This window comes from Microcoleus sp. PH2017_12_PCY_D_A, from assembly GCF_020738565.1.
Taxonomy (GTDB): domain Bacteria; phylum Cyanobacteriota; class Cyanobacteriia; order Cyanobacteriales; family Microcoleaceae; genus Microcoleus.
Genome location: NZ_JAEQCI010000080.1, coordinates 24,548 through 44,039, shown reverse-complemented (window position 1 = coordinate 44,039; position 19,492 = coordinate 24,548). Strand labels below are relative to the sequence as shown.

The following is a 19,492-nucleotide window of genomic DNA, read 5'->3' as shown; positions in this document are numbered from 1 at the left end:
TAACTTGAACCTTTTCTGTTCCCGATCGGTCTAAATTCTAGACAGACCCATCAGGTCTAAATTATATGTATTTCATAAAAAACTTTCAGATTAAAAAAGGGATAACTCCCTGGCTGAGCGGGCTCCTAGCCACCGGAATGCTGGCAGGAGCCGGCTACACAGCTTACAGCCAACTCTCCGTCAAACAGCGCCGCGAAACCAGGCGCAAGGAAAAAACCGTTGCTGTCGAAAGGGTGAACCTGCCGATTACAATTTCGGCAAACGGTACAGTTGTGCCCGAACGTTCCGTTAACGTCAGCCCCAAAACTTCAGGAATGCTCAAAAGTTTGCTTGTCAAGGAAGGAGACAAAGTTGAAAAAGGGCAGATTCTCGCCTACATGGACGACTCCAACCTCCAAGGCCAACTTACCCAAACTCGCGGACAACTCGCAGCCGCCGAAGCAAACCTGCAAAAATTGCTCAACGGGAATCGCACCCAAGATATTGCTGCGGCTGAGGCAGTTTTAGCAGAACAACAGGCAAGTCTGGAAAAATTGCTCAACGGCAATCGCACCCAAGACGTTGCTGTAGCTGAGGCACAAGTGGCAGAACAACAGGCAGCGCTGCAAAAATTGCTCAACGGGAATCGAACCCAAGACGTTGCCGCCGCCGAGGCACAATTAGCCGAACAACAGGCAAATTTACAAAAGTTGCTCAAGGGCAATCGGGCTGAAGACATCGCCCAAGCAACCGCTAAACTCAGAGATGCCGAATACGCCAGAAATCAAGCAGAGGAAGACTTTCAGAGAAATCAGGAACTCTATGCGGCCGGGGCGATTGCTTTGCAAATTGTCAACAATTCCCGCACCGCGCGCGATCGAACTGGGACGCAAGTCAGACAAGCCGAACAAGCTGTAGCTTTGCTCAAATCCGGTGCACGCCCGGAAGAAATCGCAGCTTCAAGGGCCGCCGTGGAGCAAAAACGGCAAGCTTTGGCCCTAGCGCGATCGGGCCCACGCCCCGAAGACATCGCTGCGGGGCGGGCCGCATTGGAGCAAAAACAGCAGGCTTTGTCGGTGGTGCGATCGGGCGCACGCCCCGAAGACATCGCTGCGGGGCGGGCCGCATTGGAGCAAAAACAGCAAGCTTTGGCGCTGCTAGAAGCCGGTTCCCGCCCGGAAGACATCGCCCAAGCCCGCGCCCAAGTTCTCTCTGCTAGAGGCAGCCTGCAAAGCGTTCAAGCCCTGATAAACGACACCGTACTCCGGGCTCCTTTCAGCGGCACTGTCACCCGCAAATACGCAGATCCGGGCGCTTTTGTGACTCCCACGACGGCGGGAAGTGCGGTTTCTTCAGCGACTTCTTCTTCGATTTTGTCCTTAGCTTCAAAAAATCAATTAGTAGCAAACGTAGCAGAAACTAATATTGCTGAGATTCGGATCGGGCAGGCTGCGTCTATTCAAGCCGATGCTTTTGCGGGAAAGACTTTTGCAGGTAAAGTCAGTCAAATTTCGCCTCAGTCGATCGTCCAGCAAAATGTGACAAGTTTTGAAGTAAAAGCGGCAATTATTAATGATGACAAACAAATGCTGCGATCGGGAATGAATGTAAATGTGGAGTTTAAAGCCGGCGAGCTCAAAAATGTTTTGGTAGTCCCGACGGCGGCAATTGTCCGCCAACAAAAGGAAACGGGGGTGTTTGTTCCGGGTGGAGAAGATGGGAAACCTGCTTTTATGCCGATTAAGACTGGTATGACGGTGGATGACAAGACTGAAGTGCGATCGGGTTTGAAAGGAAATGAAAAAGTGTTTATTAGTTTCCCTCCCGGATTGCGGCCTAGAACCCAAAATCCCTCATCGGGCGGAATTCCCGGTTTGCAACCGGGTGGTGGAACTCGTTTGCGTTAATAGTTAGTCCGCGCAGTCGGGGCTAGTTGGTTCGTCGCAGAGTCCGCCAGGGATTGAAATCCCTGTCTCATAGCGAAAGTCCTCTGAAAGAGGACTGAAGAGTTAGTTGATATACACATCAGTTTCAGAGGAATTTTCAGTCGGTTTCAACCGAGTTTAGCTATGAGACGGGGGTTTCAACCCCCGGCGGATCGTGCCACAAATCATATCGTTTCTGGCTGCATCACCAGACGAATTTTCAGTCGGTTTCAACCGAGTTTAGCTATGAGACGGGGGTTTCAACCCCCGGCGGATCGTGCCTCGTATTAGTGCTTGACAATTACCAATTACCAATTACCAATTACCTATTACCTATTACCTATTACCAAATGAAATTAAAGACTCGCCCCGATATTAACAAAATCTCAAACGTTCAAATCGCGTTCATGGCGACAGAGGCGCTGTGGAACAACAAATTGCGTACCAGTTTAACTATGCTGGGCGTAATTATTGGGATATCTTCGGTAATTGCCATTACTTCCGTGGGACAGGGAGTGCAAAAATCAACAGAAGAACAGTTAAAAGCTTTGGGTACAAATGTGCTGTTAGTGTTATCCGGCGCTTCGCGATCGGGCGGTGTCAGTCAGGGAAGCGGTTCTGCTACTACCCTGACTTGGGATGACGCTAGGGCGATCGCCAAACAAGCTCCAGCAGTCAAAGCAATTACCGCTTTTTTGCAGCGCCAAGTGCAAGTCGTTTACGGCGGACAAAATTCATTTACTTCGATTTTGGGAACAGATTTAAACTATCCCGATGTCAAGAACATTCAACCCCAAGAAGGACGGTTTTTTAACGAGGATGAATTGAATGCCGCCGAGCCAGTAGTTGTCCTCGGTTCTAAGGTGCGGGACGAACTTTTTGGAGCCGGAGCTAATGCGCTATCGGCGGATATTCGCATTCAGGGAGGGCGCTACAAGGTCATTGGAGTGATGGAAAGCAAGGGGTCTGTAGGGGGAACCGATCAGGACGATCGAGTGTATATTCCCCTAAAAAATATGTCTTCGCGGATTGTGGGAAGAAATTCTTTAGCGGGGATTGCAATCTCGGGTTTTTGGTTGGAAACTGCCGGCGAAGCGGATTTAGCGGACGCTCAATTTCAAGTGGAAAATATCCTGCGCTTGCGCCACAATATTTATCCGCCGCAACCGGATGATTTTCGAGTTGTCAATCAAGTTGAGATCGTTAATACTTTCAGCAATGTGATAGGTTTATTTACGGTTATGGTGGGAGCGATCGCCGGAATTTCTTTGGTAGTTGGCGGCATCGGTATTGCTAATATTATGTTGGTGTCTGTGGTGGAGCGCACTAAGGAAATCGGGATTCGCAAAGCGGTAGGCGCTACTAATGCAGCAATTCTGATTCAATTTATGGCGGAATCTGTGTTAGTATCCGTGGTGGGGGGTACGTCGGGTATTGGGTTGGGAATTGCGATCGCCTTTGGGGCCGCGACAGCGTTCAAATTTCCGTTTGTAATTTCAGTATGGTCGATCGCAGCGGGTTTTGGGCTATCTTTTACCGTAGGCTTATTAGCAGGAGTATTGCCGGCTCGGAATGCCGCTCGCTTAGATCCGATCGCAGCTTTGCGGAATGATTGAAGTTATAGCCGAAGGAAGAAGGAAGAAGGAAGAAGGAAGAAGGAAGAAACATTGATGAACAACCAACCTAAGTTAGATAAATACAAGCAAGAAATAGCAGATTTGTACACCCGCAGAAGTCAAACCTATGATAATAGCGATTGGCATTTACAAATTGCTCGCCGTCTGGTAGAATACGGGCAAGTTAGTTCCGGTCAGCAGGTTTTAGACATTGCAACGGGAACAGGTCATGTGGCGATCGCAGCCGCTCAAATTGTCGGTTCTGAAGGTCGGGTTATTGGCATAGATATTTCGCCTGGAATGCTTGCTGTAGCCAGAAACAAAGCTCTAGAATTAAATCTCAACAATACAGAATTTGTGCTGGCGGATGCCGAAAATCTAGACTTTCCAGGTAATAGTTGCGATTCCCTACGGGATAGCTTCGCTTCACGCATTTTTTGCTCTTCAGCTTTCATTTGGATGTCGGATCTGCACGCAGCACTCACTCACTGGCACACATTTCTCAAACCAGGCGGAATCTTGGGAATTCATGCCTTCGCCGATACCGCTTTTGTGGGGGGAGTTGTAACGCAGAAAATCGCTGAAAAATACGGCATTTCCTTCAATATGAGCAAACCCACAGGTACTGTTGAAAAGTGCCGCACTTTGCTCGAACAAGCAGGATTTGAGGATGTAGAGATTAAAATTGAGCAAGATGGTAGCTATATCAGTTTGGAAAAAGCAAAAGCAATGTGGGCGGGAAGTTCTCATCCGGCTCCCGGACAGTATCCGCCGCCTTTGTCAACACTTTCAACCGAGCAATTAGCGCAAGCTAAGGCTGAGTTTGAGGCTGAATTAGAAGCATTGCAAACCGAACAAGGAATTTGGAACGATATCACCACTTTTTATGTTTTTGGTCGGAAATAGCCCTCTGCAATCTCCCTGGAAAAATCAACATCTAACTGTAATCATCTGCGTTTATCTGCGTGCATCTGCGGTTAAATATTCCAAATCTGCCAGCAGTGCCAGATTCAGACAATTTAAGATACTAGATTTAATCGGGCGCTTTTCATCCCAAAATACGATCGATGAATAAAAGTTAATTGCTGTCGGTGAATTCAAAAGCTCAAAAGTTTGACGTGCAACTCTCTCGCTGTCAAAGCTGAGAAAGTAAACAGTATCATCGAAGATTGCAGGTTTATTAGCTATTTCACCGATTAACCTAAAATCCAATTTTTTATAAAGCCCGCAAATCGCAATTTTCCAAGGTTGGAAGCTATAATCGCCTACTCCAAAAATCGAAAAGCGAGGGTTATTTTGATAAATTTTGCTTTTCCGATTATCTAGATATTGCCCGCACTTCTCTAGATAACGTCCGGTTTTAGGAGCTAGAGTTTTGATATTTTCGGTTGATTCACCGATGAATTTTTGAGTAACGAGGATATATCGATCCGTAGCATTAATGCGATTTTGAGCAACATCAGATCCTTTAAACAGCGGAAATAGATAAGTTTCCTCAAGCTCGACAGCTTCCCCAAATCCATTGACCAATAAATTATCCTTTTTCCGAAACTCCATCACATTCGAGCAGTCGTGCTTTACACCCGATCGCCATTTCGTACCTGACTTTACAGCATATAAATTACTCGATTTCTTAAAAGAATCTATATCTTTAACCAGGAGATTGTTGTGATATCCGATTCGATGGCAGTCAGAACTTTCTAAACTGCTAAATACATCGCAGAAATAGTTTTGTGAACTTAAGTCAAACTTGCAGAATAACAGACAGGCATCAACATTTGCATCAAAATACTTTTTAGCATCTATTTTGTAAGTTGCACAGCTAGCGAGATTAAGTTTTTTTGAATGAATGTAACTCAATAACTTTCTGGCCACGGAAGTCTTGCAAAGCATTGCCAGAGTGGCGTCACGATTTTGCAACCAGTGGATCGCTTTAATCAGCATCCATTCTGAGATATCGAAGTTACTTTTACCTGTTAGTGCATCTAAGCCAGTGTGCTTTTGAAAATTACTTTTTTTAGGCAAATTTTCACTGCCAATAGTTCCTTGTTGCGAGTTTGTCACCCAAGGAAAGTTGCCAAGTACCAGCACCCTATGATTAAAATGGTTGATTAATGATGTCCAGTCAAACTCAAAAAAATCTCCGTGCTTAACTTCACATCTCTCATCCTGTAACAATTGATGCTTTGCTCTGAATTCTTTTAAGTAATTTTGATTTATTTCAACTCCGATAATCTTACTAGCGGATGGAAAGGAATTTGCAGCAGCTTGAATGAAATTACCTAGGCCGCAAGTTGGCTCAATGATGATTTTGGGGTTAATATCAAGTTCTCTCAATTTTCTACACACCATCTGTGCTAATGCTGGCGGTGTCTGAAAATCGCCGTATTCTAGTTTGGTTTTGCGATCGTTGGAACTCATGAGTTAAATCTGTAAACTGCTATCACGCCTTCCTATTGTCCGGCACGCTCAATGACTCTTCCATACTGAAGTCGCCATTGCAACGCATTAGAAATGGTCAAAAACCCTTGCAATGGTGGGTTTCTCAGTATTTCGTCTGCAATGTTACCTGCTTCAATTTCGTCAACAGGCAGATTTTTGTCAAACATGAAAGCAAGCAAATCATCTTTGTTGCCTTCATTGTCTAAAATATTGCGAATTCCACGGGTCATTTGAAAATCTGCTGTTCTTTCGGCACTCACGTAAATTGTATGCAAAATATTCAGCGTTGCAGTTCGGATCGTACTGTTGTCTGTCTTTTCATAAACAAAGATAATCAGTGAATATCCCAGCCCAAAAATCTTTTGCCTTGCAGATTTGAAAGGACATGACGACTGCGGTTGCCTAACGCTTGTTACCTTCACGTCAACCAATATCCCTGGGAAATCGATGCCGCTTGCTGAATTGCCATCTATAAATTCATATTGCTGCTTGAGATAGAGTCTGAACTTTTGCTCCAAATATGTCCCAACAGCCTTTCCGTCTGTGATGCCGTAAAGCAGAGGTTCCGGGTGTTGAGACTCTGCGGCTGAGAATATTGCGGCCTCAGAACAAAGGATTTCTACGGTCAAAGTGGTCATATAGCAAGTCTTGCAGAATTTATGAACATATACTTTTAATGAATATTGGTGGGTTATGACGCGATTTAATCTCTATTTATGAGTGACCTAAGTTATATCATGTTTGGTATTATTCGGTGTAGATTTCAAGTTTAGAGAGTTAGAATGTGAACTTTTAGTATATAATATAAAGGTGCGGAAATTATGCCGATTCCTCACGGTCTAACTCCTGTTGGAAGAATACTAAGTCAGGGTGAGAAGACAAGCAACGGTAGAAATAATAACTCTGCCATCTGATTTATAGTAATTATGCCTAAGCAAATATCTCGTTACGATGAGCTACACGATCTCTATTCTGAGATTTTATCAACAAAGTCCGGTACACGTTATGAAAGGCTTGCTGCTTTTGTCTTTAAGGATCTTGAGCAAAGCGGTACAGTCATCCACGATCTCAAACTGCGAGGCGACTCTGGAGTCTTGCATCAAATAGATGTCACCATCGAACGCAATGGAAAACGCCAACGCACTTTAGTGGAATGTAAAGATTTTGATATTTCTGGTGATAAAGTGGGACTTGATGTTATCCGAAATTTCTACGGTGTGAAAGCTGATATTAACCCGGATGAAGCATATATTGTAACCTGCAATGGATTTACTAAAGACGCTGAACTCTATGCGAAAAGTAAGCAGATTGGTCTTGTCATTCTAAGAGAGTTTCGCGAATCTGATTGGGAGGGACGTCTTCGACAAATTGATATACATATAAATATGGTCGTTCCATCGCAGCCAAGGATTCATATTGAGTTCAAACAAGATGACGATCCACAGAAGATAGCTAACGATCTTCAAACTCTTGGTATATCTCTAAACAGATTAGGGCGCGATCAACCAGTTTTCTTTAATACTCCAGAGGGGCGCTTTCAAGCAAACGATTTTGTTGAACGAAACATGAAATTCTCTGTTAGTACGCCGCCAGGTGCAGTTGAGCATGATGTAGACGTGTCCAATATTACACTTGAGGTTGACAATCTTGGTTCAGTGGAACTCAAATGCCTTAAGATATCCTATGAAATTGTTCATACTGAAGAAACAATTGAGATAGGTGCAAATAAAATTGCTAAATTACTTTTGCAAGGCCTTGGGTCAGACAATAAAGTCATTTGGGATGATGACCTGCGTCGGTTTAGAGTTGACGAAGCAACGAGAGAAGTTCTTTGAGGAGAGGACTGTACTCCTATTCTGCAACGGTTACACAACCATCCTACCGATCGGGAATGAGTTTAAGCTTTATCAAGAATCAAGAGGTTTTTAACTGGCAAATTTCTGCCTGGGAACGCAGATCGATCGGCTCTGCCTCCAATTTTTACCAGCGAGGCAGAGCCTCTAGACATTGGTTCCCAGGCAGAGCCTAGGAACCAGTTAATTAGCCAAAAAACAGAGGGCGGGTTTTACACAAAACTTGACTGCAAAAGTCAAATTTCATGCTCTAAACCCGCCCTCACAAAACTCCCTTAATAAGCGTCTTGCAATTCGTAAAAATCAGGGGAAATGTAATCTTTCCGCAGCGGCCAGCCTACCCAATCTTCGTTCATCAAAATCCGTTTCAGATTCGGATGTCCTTCGTAGACTATGCCGTACATATCGTAAGATTCCCGCTCTTGGAAGTCGGCTGCTTTCCAAATCCAATAGACTGATGGAACTCTCGGATCGGAGCGGGGAATGAATACTTTGACGCGGACTTCTTCGGGCTTGGAAGCATTATCTGTCAGCTTGGCCAAGTGGTAGACGCTAACTAAATCTTCTCCGGGGCCTTGGTCGTAGGCGCACTGGCACTGCATATAATTGAACCCGTAGGCGTACAGTGCTGTTGACATGGGAATTAAAAAGTCGCGATCGACCTTTAATATCTCCACGCCCAAATTATCAGCCGCCAAAGCTTCGTGTTCAAAGCCATTTTGAGTCAACCACTGGGAAACCTTCCCAGCTTCAACAATCGCAGATTCTGTCTCAGCCACGTGGTACCTCCTGTTTTTGTCCTGCAAGCAGGGCGGGCGGTACGGGCATTCCCATTGCTTCCGTCAATTCCTTCGGTGGGGCCATCCGGCCGGGAATTGACAAATACTTACCGTCCAAAATGTCATCTACTACTTTCATTTTGTGGGGTCTGGTGTAGTAGCGGTGAGTCGGTAGCAAGCTTGCCCTTTCTTGCATTGAGTCATTGGCGATTTTTTTTCGCAGTTTGACGATCGCATCAATAATCGCTTCTGGACGGGGAGGACAGCCCGGTATGTACACATCTACGGGGATCAGTTTGTCAACGCCTCTGACTGCTGTGGGCGAGTCTACGCTGAACATTCCGCCCGTGATGGTGCAAGCGCCCATGGCTATGACGTATTTGGGTTCGGGCATTTGTTCGTACAGCCGCACCAAGATGGGGGCGTACTTCATGCTAATTGTACCTGCGGTGATTAACAGGTCAGCTTGTCTCGGACTCGATCGCGGTACTAAGCCGAATCTGTCGAAGTCGAAGCGCGATCCAATTAAAGCTGCAAATTCGATGAAGCAGCAAGCGGTGCCGTAAAGCAACGGCCACAGGCTCGAAAGTCTCGCCCAGTTATAGATGTCGTCAACCGTGGTTAGGATGACGTTCTCTGATAATTCGGATGTGACTTGCGGGCGCTCTGCCGGATTGACAATTAGGGATTTTTGTGATTCTGAACTTAAGACCATTCCAAGGCTCCTTTGCGCCATGCGTAGACAAGAGCAATAACGAGGATCGTGATGAAAAACAAGGCTTCGATAAAAGCCAAGAGTCCTAGCTGGTTGAAAGCAACCGCCCAAGGGTAGAGGAAGACGGTCTCTACGTCGAAGATGACGAAGACCAGGGCGAACATATAATATCGGATGTTGAACTGAATCCAGGCTCCGCCGATCGGCTCGACGCCAGATTCGTAGGTAGTGCGTCGGTCGTAGGGACGACTTTTGGGCCGCAGTACCTTAGACGCCGTGAGGGCGAGGATAGGCACTAGGCTCGAAATTAACAGGAAGCCTAAAAAATACTCGTAGCCGCTAAGTGCAAACACGGTGAATGATTACTGCCTCTGTGAAAGGGTTCTGTAACTTGTCTTTACATTATATAGATTTTGGGTAGCTAAAATTACGAGTCGATCGAGATTAATTGTCCATCTTCTGCAATAATTTTTAATGTATATTCTAATATTGTAACTGCCTGTGGAAGACGGGCGGCTGCCTGTGGACGCTGAGTAAGACCATCATCGACGCTTTGTGTCGAACACCCTTGTGGTGTCCCTAACGTGGCATCGGCGGTTGAAACGGGAAACCTCGAAGACGAATAAGACCGTCCTAAGATGAGTTTTAGTTGGAAGCCCCAACTCGAACGAAGTTTAGTTGAGGTACTTCACGATTAGCTGACCTACTCTTTTGGAGCTATGAGCGATCCAGCCACTGAGACTAAAACCCTCGATCGGCATGAGTGCCGCGCCTGCGGCTACGTCTACAATCCGAAAAAAGGCGATCCTAAAATTGATATAGCCCCCGGCACGGCTTTTGAAGATTTGCCCGTGACTTGGGTATGTCCCGTTTGCGCGGCGCGCAAGCCGATGTTTCAAAATCTCGGTCAGATGGAAGGGGTATCCGGATTTAAGGCAAATCAGCGCTACGGTGTCGGTGTGAACGGCATGACCGAAGGTCAGAAAAGTTTGCTGATTTTTGGCGGCTTAGTCGTTGGTTTCTTGTTGTTACTTAGTATGTATGGTTTGCAGTAAAACGATTGTGAGATTTTGGCAACGAATTGTAATGTTATTGGCGGCTGCACTCATCTGTACGAGTTGCAGCACGATCGGTTCTGTGAGTTACAACCCTTGGCAGGTGATTTCCTTGCCGACGGAAGCTAATTTACAGGATATTGCCTTTACGGGAAATCCCGATCACGGCTGGGTTGTGGGTTCCGAGGCGACTCTGTTTGAAACAACTGACGGCGGGACTAACTGGAAGCAGATCGGACTGGATATAGACGAGCCGAGATCGCGTTTTGCGTCGGTGAGCTTTTCCGGTTCCGAAGGCTGGATTGTCGGTCAGCCTTCGGTTTTGCTCCACACAGAAGATGAGGGTAAGTCTTGGACGCGGATTGCTTTGAGCTCTCAGTTACCAGGTTCTCCCAGTACGATCGCGGCGATTGGCCCAAATACGGCTGAGATGACGACGGATGTCGGGGCGATTTACCGGACTTCTGACGGCGGCAAAAATTGGAAAGCTGTCGTGCAGGATTCTTTTGGGGTAGTTCGCAATATCAACCGCTCTGAAGACGGGCAGTATGTTGCGGTATCCTCGAAGGGTAATTTCTACTCCGTGTGGAAACCAGGACAACAAGCTTGGGAACCCCACAACCGCAATAGTTCTCGCCGCTTGCAAAACATGGGCTTTACCAAAGACGGGCGTTTGTGGATGCTCGCCCGCGGCGGTCAGATTCAGTTTAGCGATCCCGAAAATGCTGAAGGTTGGGGAAAACCGTTTTTTCCCGATCGCAAAGCGAGTTGGGGTTTGCTAGACATGGCTTACCGGACTGATAATGAAGTTTGGGTAGCCGGCGGCGGCGGCAATTTGCTGTGCAGTTTGGACGGCGGGAAAACTTGGCAAAAAGACCGCGAAGTTGAAGATGTTCCTGCTAATTTTTACAGGATTGTCTTCATGGGCCCCGATCGCGGATTCGTGATTGGTGCGAGCGGTACTCTACTTAAATATCAAAGTCCAGCGCAAGCTGCTTGATAGTAGAATAGTAATAGAGATTGTCTGTCGATTTGTTGTTGAAAGGAGGATTCTAAATGGCCGGTACAACTGGAGAACGTCCGTTTGGGGACATTATTACAAGCATCCGTTATTGGGTAATTCACAGCCTCACAATTCCAGCTTTGTTTATTGCTGGATGGCTGTTTGTGCAAACGGGTTTGGCTTACGATGCTTTCGGAACTCCTCGCCCTAACCAGTATTTCACAGAGCAGCGCGAACAAGTGCCGATTATCTCGGATCGCTTTGAAGCTAAGAAACAAGTAGATCAGTTCATTGGCAAGTAATTTTACAAGGATTTGGAAAAATGACGAGCAGAACGCCAAACAATGAGCCAATTTCGTATCCGATTTTTACGGTACGCTGGTTGGCAGTTCATACTTTAGGTGTCCCAACTATTTTCTTTTTGGGCGCGATCGCAGCAATGCAATTTATTCAACGATAGGAGTTTACAATGCCTGAGCGCGTTCCTAATCCCAACGAACAGCCCGTAGAGTTAAATCGGACTTCTCTTTATTTGGGTTTGTTGCTGATTTTTGTGTTGGGGATTTTGTTCTCCAGTTATTTCTTTAACTAACTGGTGTTTCAGTTTAATCTCTGTGGTTCAATCCAATTTGTTTAGCTGTGAATTAGTGAGGTGATCGCTATGTTTAGTGAAAGTGGCAGAATTCCTTTGTGGCTGGTAGCTACTGTTGCAGGTCTCGGTGCTCTGAGCATTGTGGCACTTTTCTTCTACGGTGCTTATGCCGGTTTGGGTTCTTCGATGTAAGGACAATCTGGCATATTTTATTCCTAAAACCCTCCTTGTTTAAGGGGGGTTTTAATTATAAAAGAAGGAAGAAGGAAGAAGGAAGAAGGAAGAAGGAAGAGGGAAGAAGGAATAAGGAAGGAAGGAAGGAAGGAAGGAAGGAAGGAAGAAAGAAAGAAAGAAGAAGGAAAGAAAGAAGAAGGAAAGAAGATTTTGGCAAGTTTATGATAATTTATCTCGCCAGAAACCGGGTTTCTTTCGAGATATTTAGCCACCCAACCGAGATTTTATGAGAAACCCGGTTTCTGAGCCACTGGTGCAATCTCGCCAGAAACCGGGTTTATTTCGAGATATTTAGCCACCCAACCGAGATTTTCGCCCCCTACCCGGTTTCTGAGCCACGGGTACAATCTCGCCCGAAACCGGGTTTATTTCGAGATATTTAGCTACCCAACCGAGATTTTGTGAGAAACCCGGTTTCTGAGCCACGGGTACAATCTCGCCCGAAACCCGGTTTCTTTCCAGATATATCCATAAAAACTCGATTTTTTCCCGATCGGACTTGCTTTTGGAAATAGCCAAAAGTTGCGAGTAGAATGATGCAAGAGCCGATCGCTCGATCGTAGTCCATCGCGAAATATGACCCCACCGCAGCCGCCCCGCAAACCTCAAACCGTCTTGGGTGCGATTACCCAAGCAGTCCAGACTATTGCCAAGGTTAATTTTAACCAGCTAGCCCTGAAACCAAATGCCAAAGTACCCGAACTGTGGGTGCAGGATGCGGGTGCAGCTAAAGCTGAGGTTTATCCGCTATTGGGCGATCGATATTTGCTAGGTCGATCGTCCAAAGCTTCAGATATTGTAGTTCGCAATCCCGTTGTCAGTCACGTACACCTATCCCTGTCGCGGGATACTCGGCGGCGAACACCTTTTGTAATTAAAGACGAAGACTCTACCAACGGCATTTACAGAGGGAAAAGACGAATTAAAAGTATGTCCCTCCGTCACGGAGACGTGTTCACCTTAGGGCCGCCGGAACTCGCCGCAGCCGTCAGAGTTCAGTACGTAGATCCGCCACCTTGGTATTTAGAATTTTTGCGTTACAGCTTGTACGGTGTCAGCGGAATTACAACTCTGATAGCTATTTTGGTAGGCGTTGAATCGACCAAGTTTCAAGTGCGACCTCTCCCGAGAAGCGTCAATGGCCCTGTGATTGTTTACGCCCGCGACGGACAAACTCCCCTACGCCCTCCTCAAAATAACGCTCACTTAGAATTGAAGCAATTGCAGGATTTTTCGCCTTATTTATCCAAGGCGGTACTTGCTTCGGAAGACAGCCGCTACAATTGGCATTTGGGCGTAGATCCGATCGGCGTTTTGCGGGCGCTGTTGACGAACGTTCGCGGGGGAGGAATTCGCGAAGGCGGCAGCACTCTGACGCAGCAGCTAGCCCGGAGTTTGTTTCGAGATTATGTGGGAACTCAAGATTCGGCTGGGCGCAAGTTGCGGGAAGCCGTAGTTGCTTTGAAACTGGAGAGTTATTACAGCAAAGATGAGCTGTTACTGACTTATTTAAATCGAGTGTTTTTGGGAATTGACCTGTACGGTTTTGAGGATGCGGCTCAGTTTTATTTTGGCAAGTCGGCGAGGGATTTAACCTTGTCGGAGGCAGCGACTTTAGCGGGTATTTTGCCGGCACCAAACAGTTTTAACCCGATTCAAAATTATCAGTTGGCGGTGCAGTACCGCGATCGGGTGATCGAACGGATGCGCGCCATGGGGACTGTTTCTCAGGAAGAAGCCGATCGCGCGAGGCGATCGCGAATTGACATCAATCCCAAAGCCCGCCAATACCTGCAAAGTACGATCGCGCCTTATTTCTACAATTATGTCTTTGACGAATTGGAGTTTTTGCTGGGGGAGCAGTTAGCCAGAGAAGGCAATTTTATTGTAGAAACAGGCTTGAATCCCGGCCTGCAAAAAGTAGCTGAATCTTCCCTAAAAAATGCCGTAGAAAATGCCGGAGCGAGTGCCGGTTTTTCTCAAGGAGCCGTAGTAACTCTCAATTCTGCAACCGGGGAAGTCTTAGCTTTAGTTGGAGGCGTAGATTATTTGCAAAGTCAGTTTAATCGAGCTACTCAAGCCTTGAGACAGCCCGGTTCTACATTTAAAATTTTTGCGTATACAGCAGCCCTAGAACGCGGAATCCCACCCAGCAAAACCTATTCTTGCGAGCCGCTTTCTTGGGGAGGACAAAGTTACAATGGCTGCGCCAGAACCAGCGGTAGCGCTGATATGTATCGGGGTTTAGCACAGTCAGAAAATCCCATTGCTTTGAGAGTAGCACAAGATGTCGGTTTAGACAATGTAGTGGGAATGGCAAGACGTTTGGGAATTACATCTCCCCTGCGTTCTTCCCCGGGTTTGGTATTAGGTGAAAGTGAAGTTAACGTATTGCAATTAACGGGTGCGTTCGGGGTTTTAGCGAATCGGGGTTTGGGGAATCGCCCCCACGTAATCAAGCGAATTATTGACAGCAGCGATTGCAAAGATCGCAATAATTTTAAAAGTTGTCGCGTGATTTATGACTATCAAAAAGATGGGATTGCCAACCGGCAGTTAGTTTCTGAAGGCGTCGCCGATACGATGACTGATATGCTGCAAGGTGTGGTGCGGGGAGGTACGGGAAGCAGTGCTGCTTTGGGGTTGGGAGAAGCTGGAAAAACAGGCACGACTAATGATAATAAAGATTTGTGGTTTGTGGGTTATATTCCCAGCCAGCAAATGGTGACAGGAGTTTGGTTGGGAAATGACGATAATTCTCCGACTGGCGGAGGTAGTGCAAATGCGGCTCAGTTGTGGGGGGAATATATGCGGCAGGTGGCGCGTTAAGTCATTAGCACAGACGCATCAAAAGTAGTAGGTAAGGTGCGCAGTGCGCACCCTAGGAGGATTTAGCAGTAAGGTGCGCACTGCGCACCCTAGGAGGATTTAGCAGTAAGGTGCGCACTGCGCACCCTAGGAGGATTTAGGGGCAATCTCTGCGCTTATTTTACAGTCAGGGAAACTGGCCGACAGCCAGATAATATCGAGTGCAAATTGACGACATTTCCGATGACGGCGATCGCCGGGGCTGCAAATCCAGTCGCCTCAACTTGCTCTACAATTGTACTCAAAGTGCCGATCAATTCTTCTTGTTCCGGCCGCGTTCCCCAGCGCACTAAGGCTACGGGCGTTTCTGCACTCAATTCGGCTGCTGTCAACTGGCCGATAATGTGAGACAAATTGTGGATTCCCATGTATACTACAATGGTTTCGGAGCCGCGGGCGATCGCCTGCCAATTAACCTCTGGCCGATATTTTCCCGCCGATTCGTGGCCGGTGACAAAGGTGACTGACGAACTGTACGATCGGTGTGTCAGAGGAATTCCCGCATAAGCCGGGGCCGCAATTCCAGAAGTGACACCGGGTACAACTTCCACCGCAACTCCAGCTTTCACCAACTCTTCCATTTCTTCGCCGCCGCGGCCGAAAATAAACGGATCGCCGCCTTTGAGACGAACTACGATCGCATTATCTCCAGCTTTTTCTATCAATAGCTGAGTAGTTTCGTCTTGTATCAACGAGTGACGGCCTTTGCGTTTGCCGGCATCAATTCGTTCTGCTTGCGGGTTGATTACTGCCAAAATTTGAGGGCTGACTAAAGCGTCGTAAATTACCACATCCGCGCACTCTAACAGAGCTTTTCCCTTCAAAGTCATCAAACCCGGGTCTCCAGGCCCCGCACCTACTAAATACACTTTACCTAAAGACATTTTTCTGGCTTCCTTTACGTCTTCTGTGTCTGGGCGGTTCATTTTTGAATTAAATTCCTTATTAAGTGTGCTAATTCTACACTTGCGCCTAGAGGATTTGCGAGATGAATCTCTGCCGTGGGAAATTGCTGTTTTAGCTGTGCGACATTTTTGGCGATCGCATCTGTAATTCCTCCGTTAAATAAGAAGTATGGCACAATTCCTATTTGCTGCTGTCCACCGCGAACCAAACTGTCAATTCGTTCTTCCAAACTCGGCTTTACCGACCAATAAGCTGTCTCGGCGCCGAGTTGGCTGGCGATTTCTTCAACTGTCGAGTTACCTCCAGGGCGGCGGCTGCCGTGAGATAGTAAAATCCATTTTGGTAACAGCAAATTGGGGAGAAAAGCCACCTCTTGCATCTGAGTTTTTAGCAAGTTTGTTAAGCCTGCTGCTTGGGAACCTAAATGCGGGCGTACTTCTATTTTTAACCGGGAACCAAAAAATTTTTGGGCAATTTCCACCTCAGCGGGTATGTCTTCGGCGACGTGCACTCCCGGTAATAGAAATACGGGCAGGATTTGCAATTGAGTAAATCCTAGCGACAGGGTGCGTTCGCCAAAACTGCAAATTTGTTCGTGCAGCGGCGCGGGGCCGAGTTCTAGGGTGGCCGTGGCGACTGCGGGGAACGAGTCGGGCCATTTTTGAGACAGCAGTTGACCGAGTTTTTCCAAAGCTACTTGGGGTCTGGGGTCGCGGCTGCCGTGGGAGACTAATAAATAGGTCGATCGCAATTTCAATAGGGATTCGATCTTAATGGTCGATCGGGAAATTTCAAATAATTATAACACCGCAGGGTGCGCGAGTTGAAAGTTACTCGACATTTCGCCGGCATCTCTCAACTCGCGCACCCTGCACAACAAAACAACGATCGAATTAAGCTCTCGGGCTTGGTTCGGCGATGTACTGAAAAGTAGGTTCAGAGTTCCAAGGGCCGCGTTCGTCCTTGCCATTTGTAGACAAGTTAAAGTAGAGGTCTACCGTGGAATCTGGCGGAATGTTGCCGAACAGCGGATCCGTGAGTTTGCCCATCGCTTCGAGAGCTTTCATGAACATTTGAGTGTGAGAAATTTCCCGAGTCAGCAGGAAGTGCAGCGTCTCTTTCGTTCCCGTATCCGGCGCTAGTTTAATCAACTCTTCGTAGGTTTGGCGAGCTCCGGCTTCCGCACCGATATTAGCGCGCAAATCCCGCACGACATCGCCGCCTTCGTTGACATAAGCACCCGTCCAAGCTTGACCTTGACTGTCCAACAAGTGCGGGCCTACGCCGCGCACTGCAAACAATGTGCTTTTGTAAGCATCTGTTTGGTCAACGTTTTTGGTGTGCATTTCGATGAGTTTGCCTACCATTTCTAAGTGGCTAAATTCTTCGATCGCAATATCTTGCAGCATATCCTTAATTCCTGGATCTTCACAGTGAAAGGACTGCACCCAGTATTGCAAAGCTGCTGTCAGTTCTCCGGTTGCTCCGCCAAACTGTTCTAGGAGCAATTGGGCAAAACGCGGGTTTGCTTCGTCTACTTTTACCGCAGACATCAGTGGTTTTTTATGAAAAAACACGGCTCGATACCTCTATTTAATTCGGTTGTTAAAGCCGTTTTGATTGCAGGCTTTAACAGTGTTCACCTTCAGCATCCATTGTGCGACAAGCGAGCTCCTGGAACCTCGCTCGCTGGATACATCTAGCGGGAGCCATTTCTCTGCTTTCAGGTAGAGTTCAATAGAAGTCATTAGTCATTAGTCATTAGTCATTAGTCATTAGTCATTAGTCATTAGTCATTAGTCATTAGTAATCGGTAATTGACTGCCAACTGTCAACTGTCAACTGTCAACTGATTAACGCTGTCAACTGATTAACGCTGTCAACTGATTAACGCTGTCAACTGATGTCAGCGACAGAGACTGACACATCACGGCCCAAGTTTCGCGATCGGCTTCTTTCCACTTTTTGCTTGACAAACAATATTTTGCTGGCGAATATCTAAAACTGCATTGATATCTTGCAAAACTTCCGCCGCAAAACTGTAGCGCTTACAAAGATGAGTTTGCAGCAATTTATCTAAAATCTCACCTAACTCGGCGCTAATAGTCGTGCCTTTGGGGAGAAACTCGCGCCACCACCAGCGCTCGGTTTTGCAGTCGTACATATCCAACGGCGGAACTTGCGTCATCAGCCGAATGCAAGTAACACCTAAACTGTAAAGGTCGCTAGCAGGAAATACTTTACCGCGCATTTGTTCGGGGGCGACATAATCTTGACTCCCGATGAGCGTTGCTGAACGGAGTAAAGCTGAATCAGTCAGCAGTTTGGCAATGCCGAAATCGATCAATACGAGTTTGTTGTCCGACAGGCGGCGGATAATATTTTCGGGTTTGATGTCGCGGTGAATGACGCGCTTGTCGTGGATGAATTGCAGCACTGGCAATAAGTCTTGCAGCAGTTGCCAAATTTGATTTTCATCGCAGACATTGTCGTCTAATTCTTGTTTGAGAGTCGGCCCGTCTATAAACTCTTGAACTAAATAAATATGGCCTTCTTGCTCAAATGCAGCTAATAATGTAGGAATTTGCGGGTGTTTTCCCAGTTCGTCTAAACGGACTGCTTCTTGGTGGAATAAGTCAAGGGCTTTGTTGAATATGTCTGGATCGCGATCGCAAAAATAAAATTGTTTGACTGCACAGCGCGGTTGCGATGGGATGTCTTCATCAATTGCTAGGAAAGTTTTGCCAAATCCGCCTTTACCTAAGAGTTGAATCGGGCGGTACCGCTGTCTCAGCAATAGGTTAAAGCCGCAGTTCAAGCAAAGTTTTGCGGTTGGGGAATTTTCGGGATTTTGACATTCTGGGTTGATACAGTAGCTCATATCGATTTGGGATTTTAGATTTTGGATTGTGAATAAGTTTTATTAAATGCACCGCTTTCATAGCCTCCTTGCTCCGCGGCGCGAAGGAAGAGAGATAAGAGAAGAAAATTAGTTGACAATTGACGCACACATGGATACAAGGCTATTCTATTCCGCTGGACTCAATCGTGATGTTGTACGGTGTGCACCGCCCTTAGCTGACACTGATCCGGGGGTGCGACTGCTTGCTGCGCGGGCGTTTCACTTACATTCCGAGACGCAACTGGCACATTCGATCGGTCTGGTTCGGGGAGGCTGAAAAATATTTTGAAAAATTTTGGCTTTACCCCTAGACTTGTGCTGAAATGTTATGTTATAGTTAAAAACGTTATGGCGAGTGTAGCCAAGTGGTTAAGGCAGTGGTTTGTGGTACCACCATTCGTGGGTTCAATTCCCATCATTCGCCCTTTTGATTTTATTGTGCAGGTGCAGGCGGCGGTTAGAAACCGCGTTTACACAAACGGCGGTTGAAACCGCTTCTACACAAACAATGTCCGGATGGTGCGCGGACTTAATAAGATAACGTGATTTTTATCGCCCGGTGTTCGTCTTCAACCCGCGCACCATCCGGGTTTTGTCTGTGTAGACGCGGTTTTTTTGTCTGT

22 protein-coding genes and 1 tRNA gene are annotated in these 19,492 nt (G+C 46.8%); 13 read left to right on the top strand and 10 right to left on the bottom strand.

Features of this window, described 5'->3' with window-relative positions; genetic code table 11:
• Positions 1-65 precede the first annotated feature (65 nt).
• From JGK39_RS22365 to JGK39_RS22355, 3 genes are all read left to right on the top strand, one after another.
• Positions 66-1,886 carry an efflux RND transporter periplasmic adaptor subunit gene (locus JGK39_RS22365; RefSeq protein ID WP_293257721.1) on the top strand — a complete coding sequence of 607 codons (1,821 nt, stop codon included), beginning with the start codon at positions 66-68 and terminating at the stop codon, positions 1,884-1,886.
• A 368-nt stretch (positions 1,887-2,254) separates the two neighbouring features.
• Complete coding sequence (locus tag JGK39_RS22360; protein ID WP_293257723.1) at positions 2,255-3,520, top strand: ABC transporter permease; 1,266 nt, start codon at positions 2,255-2,257, stop codon at positions 3,518-3,520.
• 54 nt (positions 3,521-3,574) lie between these two features.
• A complete protein-coding gene (locus tag JGK39_RS22355; RefSeq protein ID WP_293257727.1) occupies positions 3,575-4,426 on the top strand; it encodes a methyltransferase domain-containing protein in 852 nt (283 codons plus the stop codon).
• A gap of 51 nt (positions 4,427-4,477) precedes the next feature.
• Here JGK39_RS22355 and JGK39_RS22350 read toward each other — a convergent pair whose 3' ends face one another.
• Both JGK39_RS22350 and JGK39_RS22345 read right to left on the bottom strand, forming a co-directional pair.
• A complete protein-coding gene (locus tag JGK39_RS22350; RefSeq protein ID WP_293257731.1) occupies positions 4,478-5,941 on the bottom strand; it encodes a class I SAM-dependent methyltransferase in 1,464 nt (487 codons plus the stop codon).
• Between the two features lie 32 nt (positions 5,942-5,973).
• Positions 5,974-6,600 (bottom strand): restriction endonuclease, encoded by a 627-nt coding sequence (locus JGK39_RS22345; RefSeq protein ID WP_293257734.1) that lies wholly within the window; start codon positions 6,598-6,600, stop codon positions 5,974-5,976.
• Between the two features lie 288 nt (positions 6,601-6,888).
• On the opposite strand from JGK39_RS22345, the gene JGK39_RS22340 reads away from it, so the two are divergent.
• The gene (locus JGK39_RS22340; RefSeq protein WP_293257737.1) at positions 6,889-7,797 is read left to right on the top strand and encodes a restriction endonuclease; all 909 of its coding nucleotides are present in this window, start codon (positions 6,889-6,891) and stop codon (positions 7,795-7,797) included.
• A gap of 293 nt (positions 7,798-8,090) precedes the next feature.
• On the opposite strand, the gene JGK39_RS22335 is transcribed toward JGK39_RS22340, so the two are convergent.
• Genes JGK39_RS22335 through ndhC form a run of 3 tightly spaced genes read right to left on the bottom strand, consistent with a single transcriptional unit; the run spans position 8,091 to position 9,662 of the window.
• Positions 8,091-8,594, bottom strand: a complete 504-nt coding sequence (locus tag JGK39_RS22335) for an NAD(P)H-quinone oxidoreductase subunit J (protein WP_293257740.1) — start codon at positions 8,592-8,594, stop codon at positions 8,091-8,093.
• Positions 8,587-9,309 (bottom strand): photosynthetic/respiratory NAD(P)H-quinone oxidoreductase subunit K, encoded by a 723-nt coding sequence (gene ndhK, locus JGK39_RS22330; RefSeq protein ID WP_293257743.1) that lies wholly within the window; start codon positions 9,307-9,309, stop codon positions 8,587-8,589. The genes JGK39_RS22335 and ndhK overlap by 8 nt, the downstream gene beginning before the upstream one ends.
• A complete protein-coding gene (gene ndhC / locus JGK39_RS22325) occupies positions 9,300-9,662 on the bottom strand; it encodes a photosynthetic/respiratory NAD(P)H-quinone oxidoreductase subunit C (protein WP_006635500.1) in 363 nt (120 codons plus the stop codon). Before ndhC ends, ndhK begins: the two co-directional genes overlap by 10 nt.
• A gap of 366 nt (positions 9,663-10,028) precedes the next feature.
• On the opposite strand from ndhC, the gene JGK39_RS22320 reads away from it, so the two are divergent.
• The 7 genes from JGK39_RS22320 to JGK39_RS22290 all read left to right on the top strand — a co-directional run bounded on the left by JGK39_RS22320 (position 10,029) and on the right by JGK39_RS22290 (position 12,423).
• Entirely contained in the window at positions 10,029-10,364 is a 336-nt protein-coding gene (locus JGK39_RS22320) for a rubredoxin (protein WP_293257746.1), read from the top strand.
• On the top strand, positions 10,351-11,364 hold the full coding sequence (locus JGK39_RS22315; protein WP_293257749.1) for a photosynthesis system II assembly factor Ycf48: 1,014 nt from the start codon (positions 10,351-10,353) through the stop codon (positions 11,362-11,364). The genes JGK39_RS22320 and JGK39_RS22315 overlap by 14 nt, the downstream gene beginning before the upstream one ends.
• 56 nt (positions 11,365-11,420) lie before the next feature.
• Entirely contained in the window at positions 11,421-11,669 is a 249-nt protein-coding gene (gene psbE, locus JGK39_RS22310; protein WP_293257752.1) for a cytochrome b559 subunit alpha, read from the top strand.
• 20 nt (positions 11,670-11,689) lie between these two features.
• Positions 11,690-11,827 carry a cytochrome b559 subunit beta gene (psbF, locus tag JGK39_RS22305; protein WP_006635504.1) on the top strand — a complete coding sequence of 46 codons (138 nt, stop codon included), beginning with the start codon at positions 11,690-11,692 and terminating at the stop codon, positions 11,825-11,827.
• Positions 11,828-11,836: 9 nt separating this feature from the next.
• Entirely contained in the window at positions 11,837-11,959 is a 123-nt protein-coding gene (locus tag JGK39_RS22300; protein WP_015176850.1) for a photosystem II reaction center protein L, read from the top strand.
• A 69-nt stretch (positions 11,960-12,028) separates the two neighbouring features.
• Positions 12,029-12,151, top strand: coding sequence for a photosystem II reaction center protein J (locus JGK39_RS22295; RefSeq protein ID WP_293257770.1), 123 nt, complete (start codon positions 12,029-12,031; stop codon positions 12,149-12,151).
• 35 nt (positions 12,152-12,186) lie between these two features.
• Positions 12,187-12,423: a hypothetical protein gene (locus JGK39_RS22290; protein ID WP_293297408.1), complete on the top strand. Its 237-nt coding sequence runs from the start codon at positions 12,187-12,189 to the stop codon at positions 12,421-12,423.
• 61 nt (positions 12,424-12,484) lie between these two features.
• Here JGK39_RS22290 and JGK39_RS22285 read toward each other — a convergent pair whose 3' ends face one another.
• Positions 12,485-12,826: a hypothetical protein gene (locus JGK39_RS22285; RefSeq protein ID WP_293257828.1), complete on the bottom strand. Its 342-nt coding sequence runs from the start codon at positions 12,824-12,826 to the stop codon at positions 12,485-12,487.
• Between JGK39_RS22285 and JGK39_RS22280 the strand changes: the two genes are divergently transcribed.
• Entirely contained in the window at positions 12,770-15,022 is a 2,253-nt protein-coding gene (locus JGK39_RS22280; protein ID WP_293257776.1) for a transglycosylase domain-containing protein, read from the top strand. The two genes, JGK39_RS22285 and JGK39_RS22280, sit on opposite strands and share 57 nt — an antisense overlap.
• A 155-nt stretch (positions 15,023-15,177) precedes the next feature.
• Here the strand turns inward: JGK39_RS22280 and cobA are convergent, their stop codons facing one another.
• The 4 genes from cobA to JGK39_RS22260 all read right to left on the bottom strand — a co-directional run bounded on the left by cobA (position 15,178) and on the right by JGK39_RS22260 (position 18,848).
• Positions 15,178-15,987 carry a uroporphyrinogen-III C-methyltransferase gene (gene cobA / locus JGK39_RS22275; RefSeq protein WP_293257779.1) on the bottom strand — a complete coding sequence of 270 codons (810 nt, stop codon included), beginning with the start codon at positions 15,985-15,987 and terminating at the stop codon, positions 15,178-15,180.
• Positions 15,984-16,718: a sirohydrochlorin chelatase gene (locus tag JGK39_RS22270; RefSeq protein WP_293257825.1), complete on the bottom strand. Its 735-nt coding sequence runs from the start codon at positions 16,716-16,718 to the stop codon at positions 15,984-15,986. The genes cobA and JGK39_RS22270 overlap by 4 nt, the downstream gene beginning before the upstream one ends.
• 142 nt (positions 16,719-16,860) lie before the next feature.
• Positions 16,861-17,544, bottom strand: a complete 684-nt coding sequence (locus tag JGK39_RS22265; protein WP_293257782.1) for a manganese catalase family protein — start codon at positions 17,542-17,544, stop codon at positions 16,861-16,863.
• A 350-nt stretch (positions 17,545-17,894) separates the two neighbouring features.
• Positions 17,895-18,848 (bottom strand): serine/threonine-protein kinase, encoded by a 954-nt coding sequence (locus JGK39_RS22260; protein ID WP_293257785.1) that lies wholly within the window; start codon positions 18,846-18,848, stop codon positions 17,895-17,897.
• Positions 18,849-19,220: 372 nt separating this feature from the next.
• On the opposite strand from JGK39_RS22260, the gene JGK39_RS22255 reads away from it, so the two are divergent.
• A tRNA-His gene (locus JGK39_RS22255) sits at positions 19,221-19,293 on the top strand.
• The last annotated feature ends 199 nt before the right edge of the window (positions 19,294-19,492 follow it).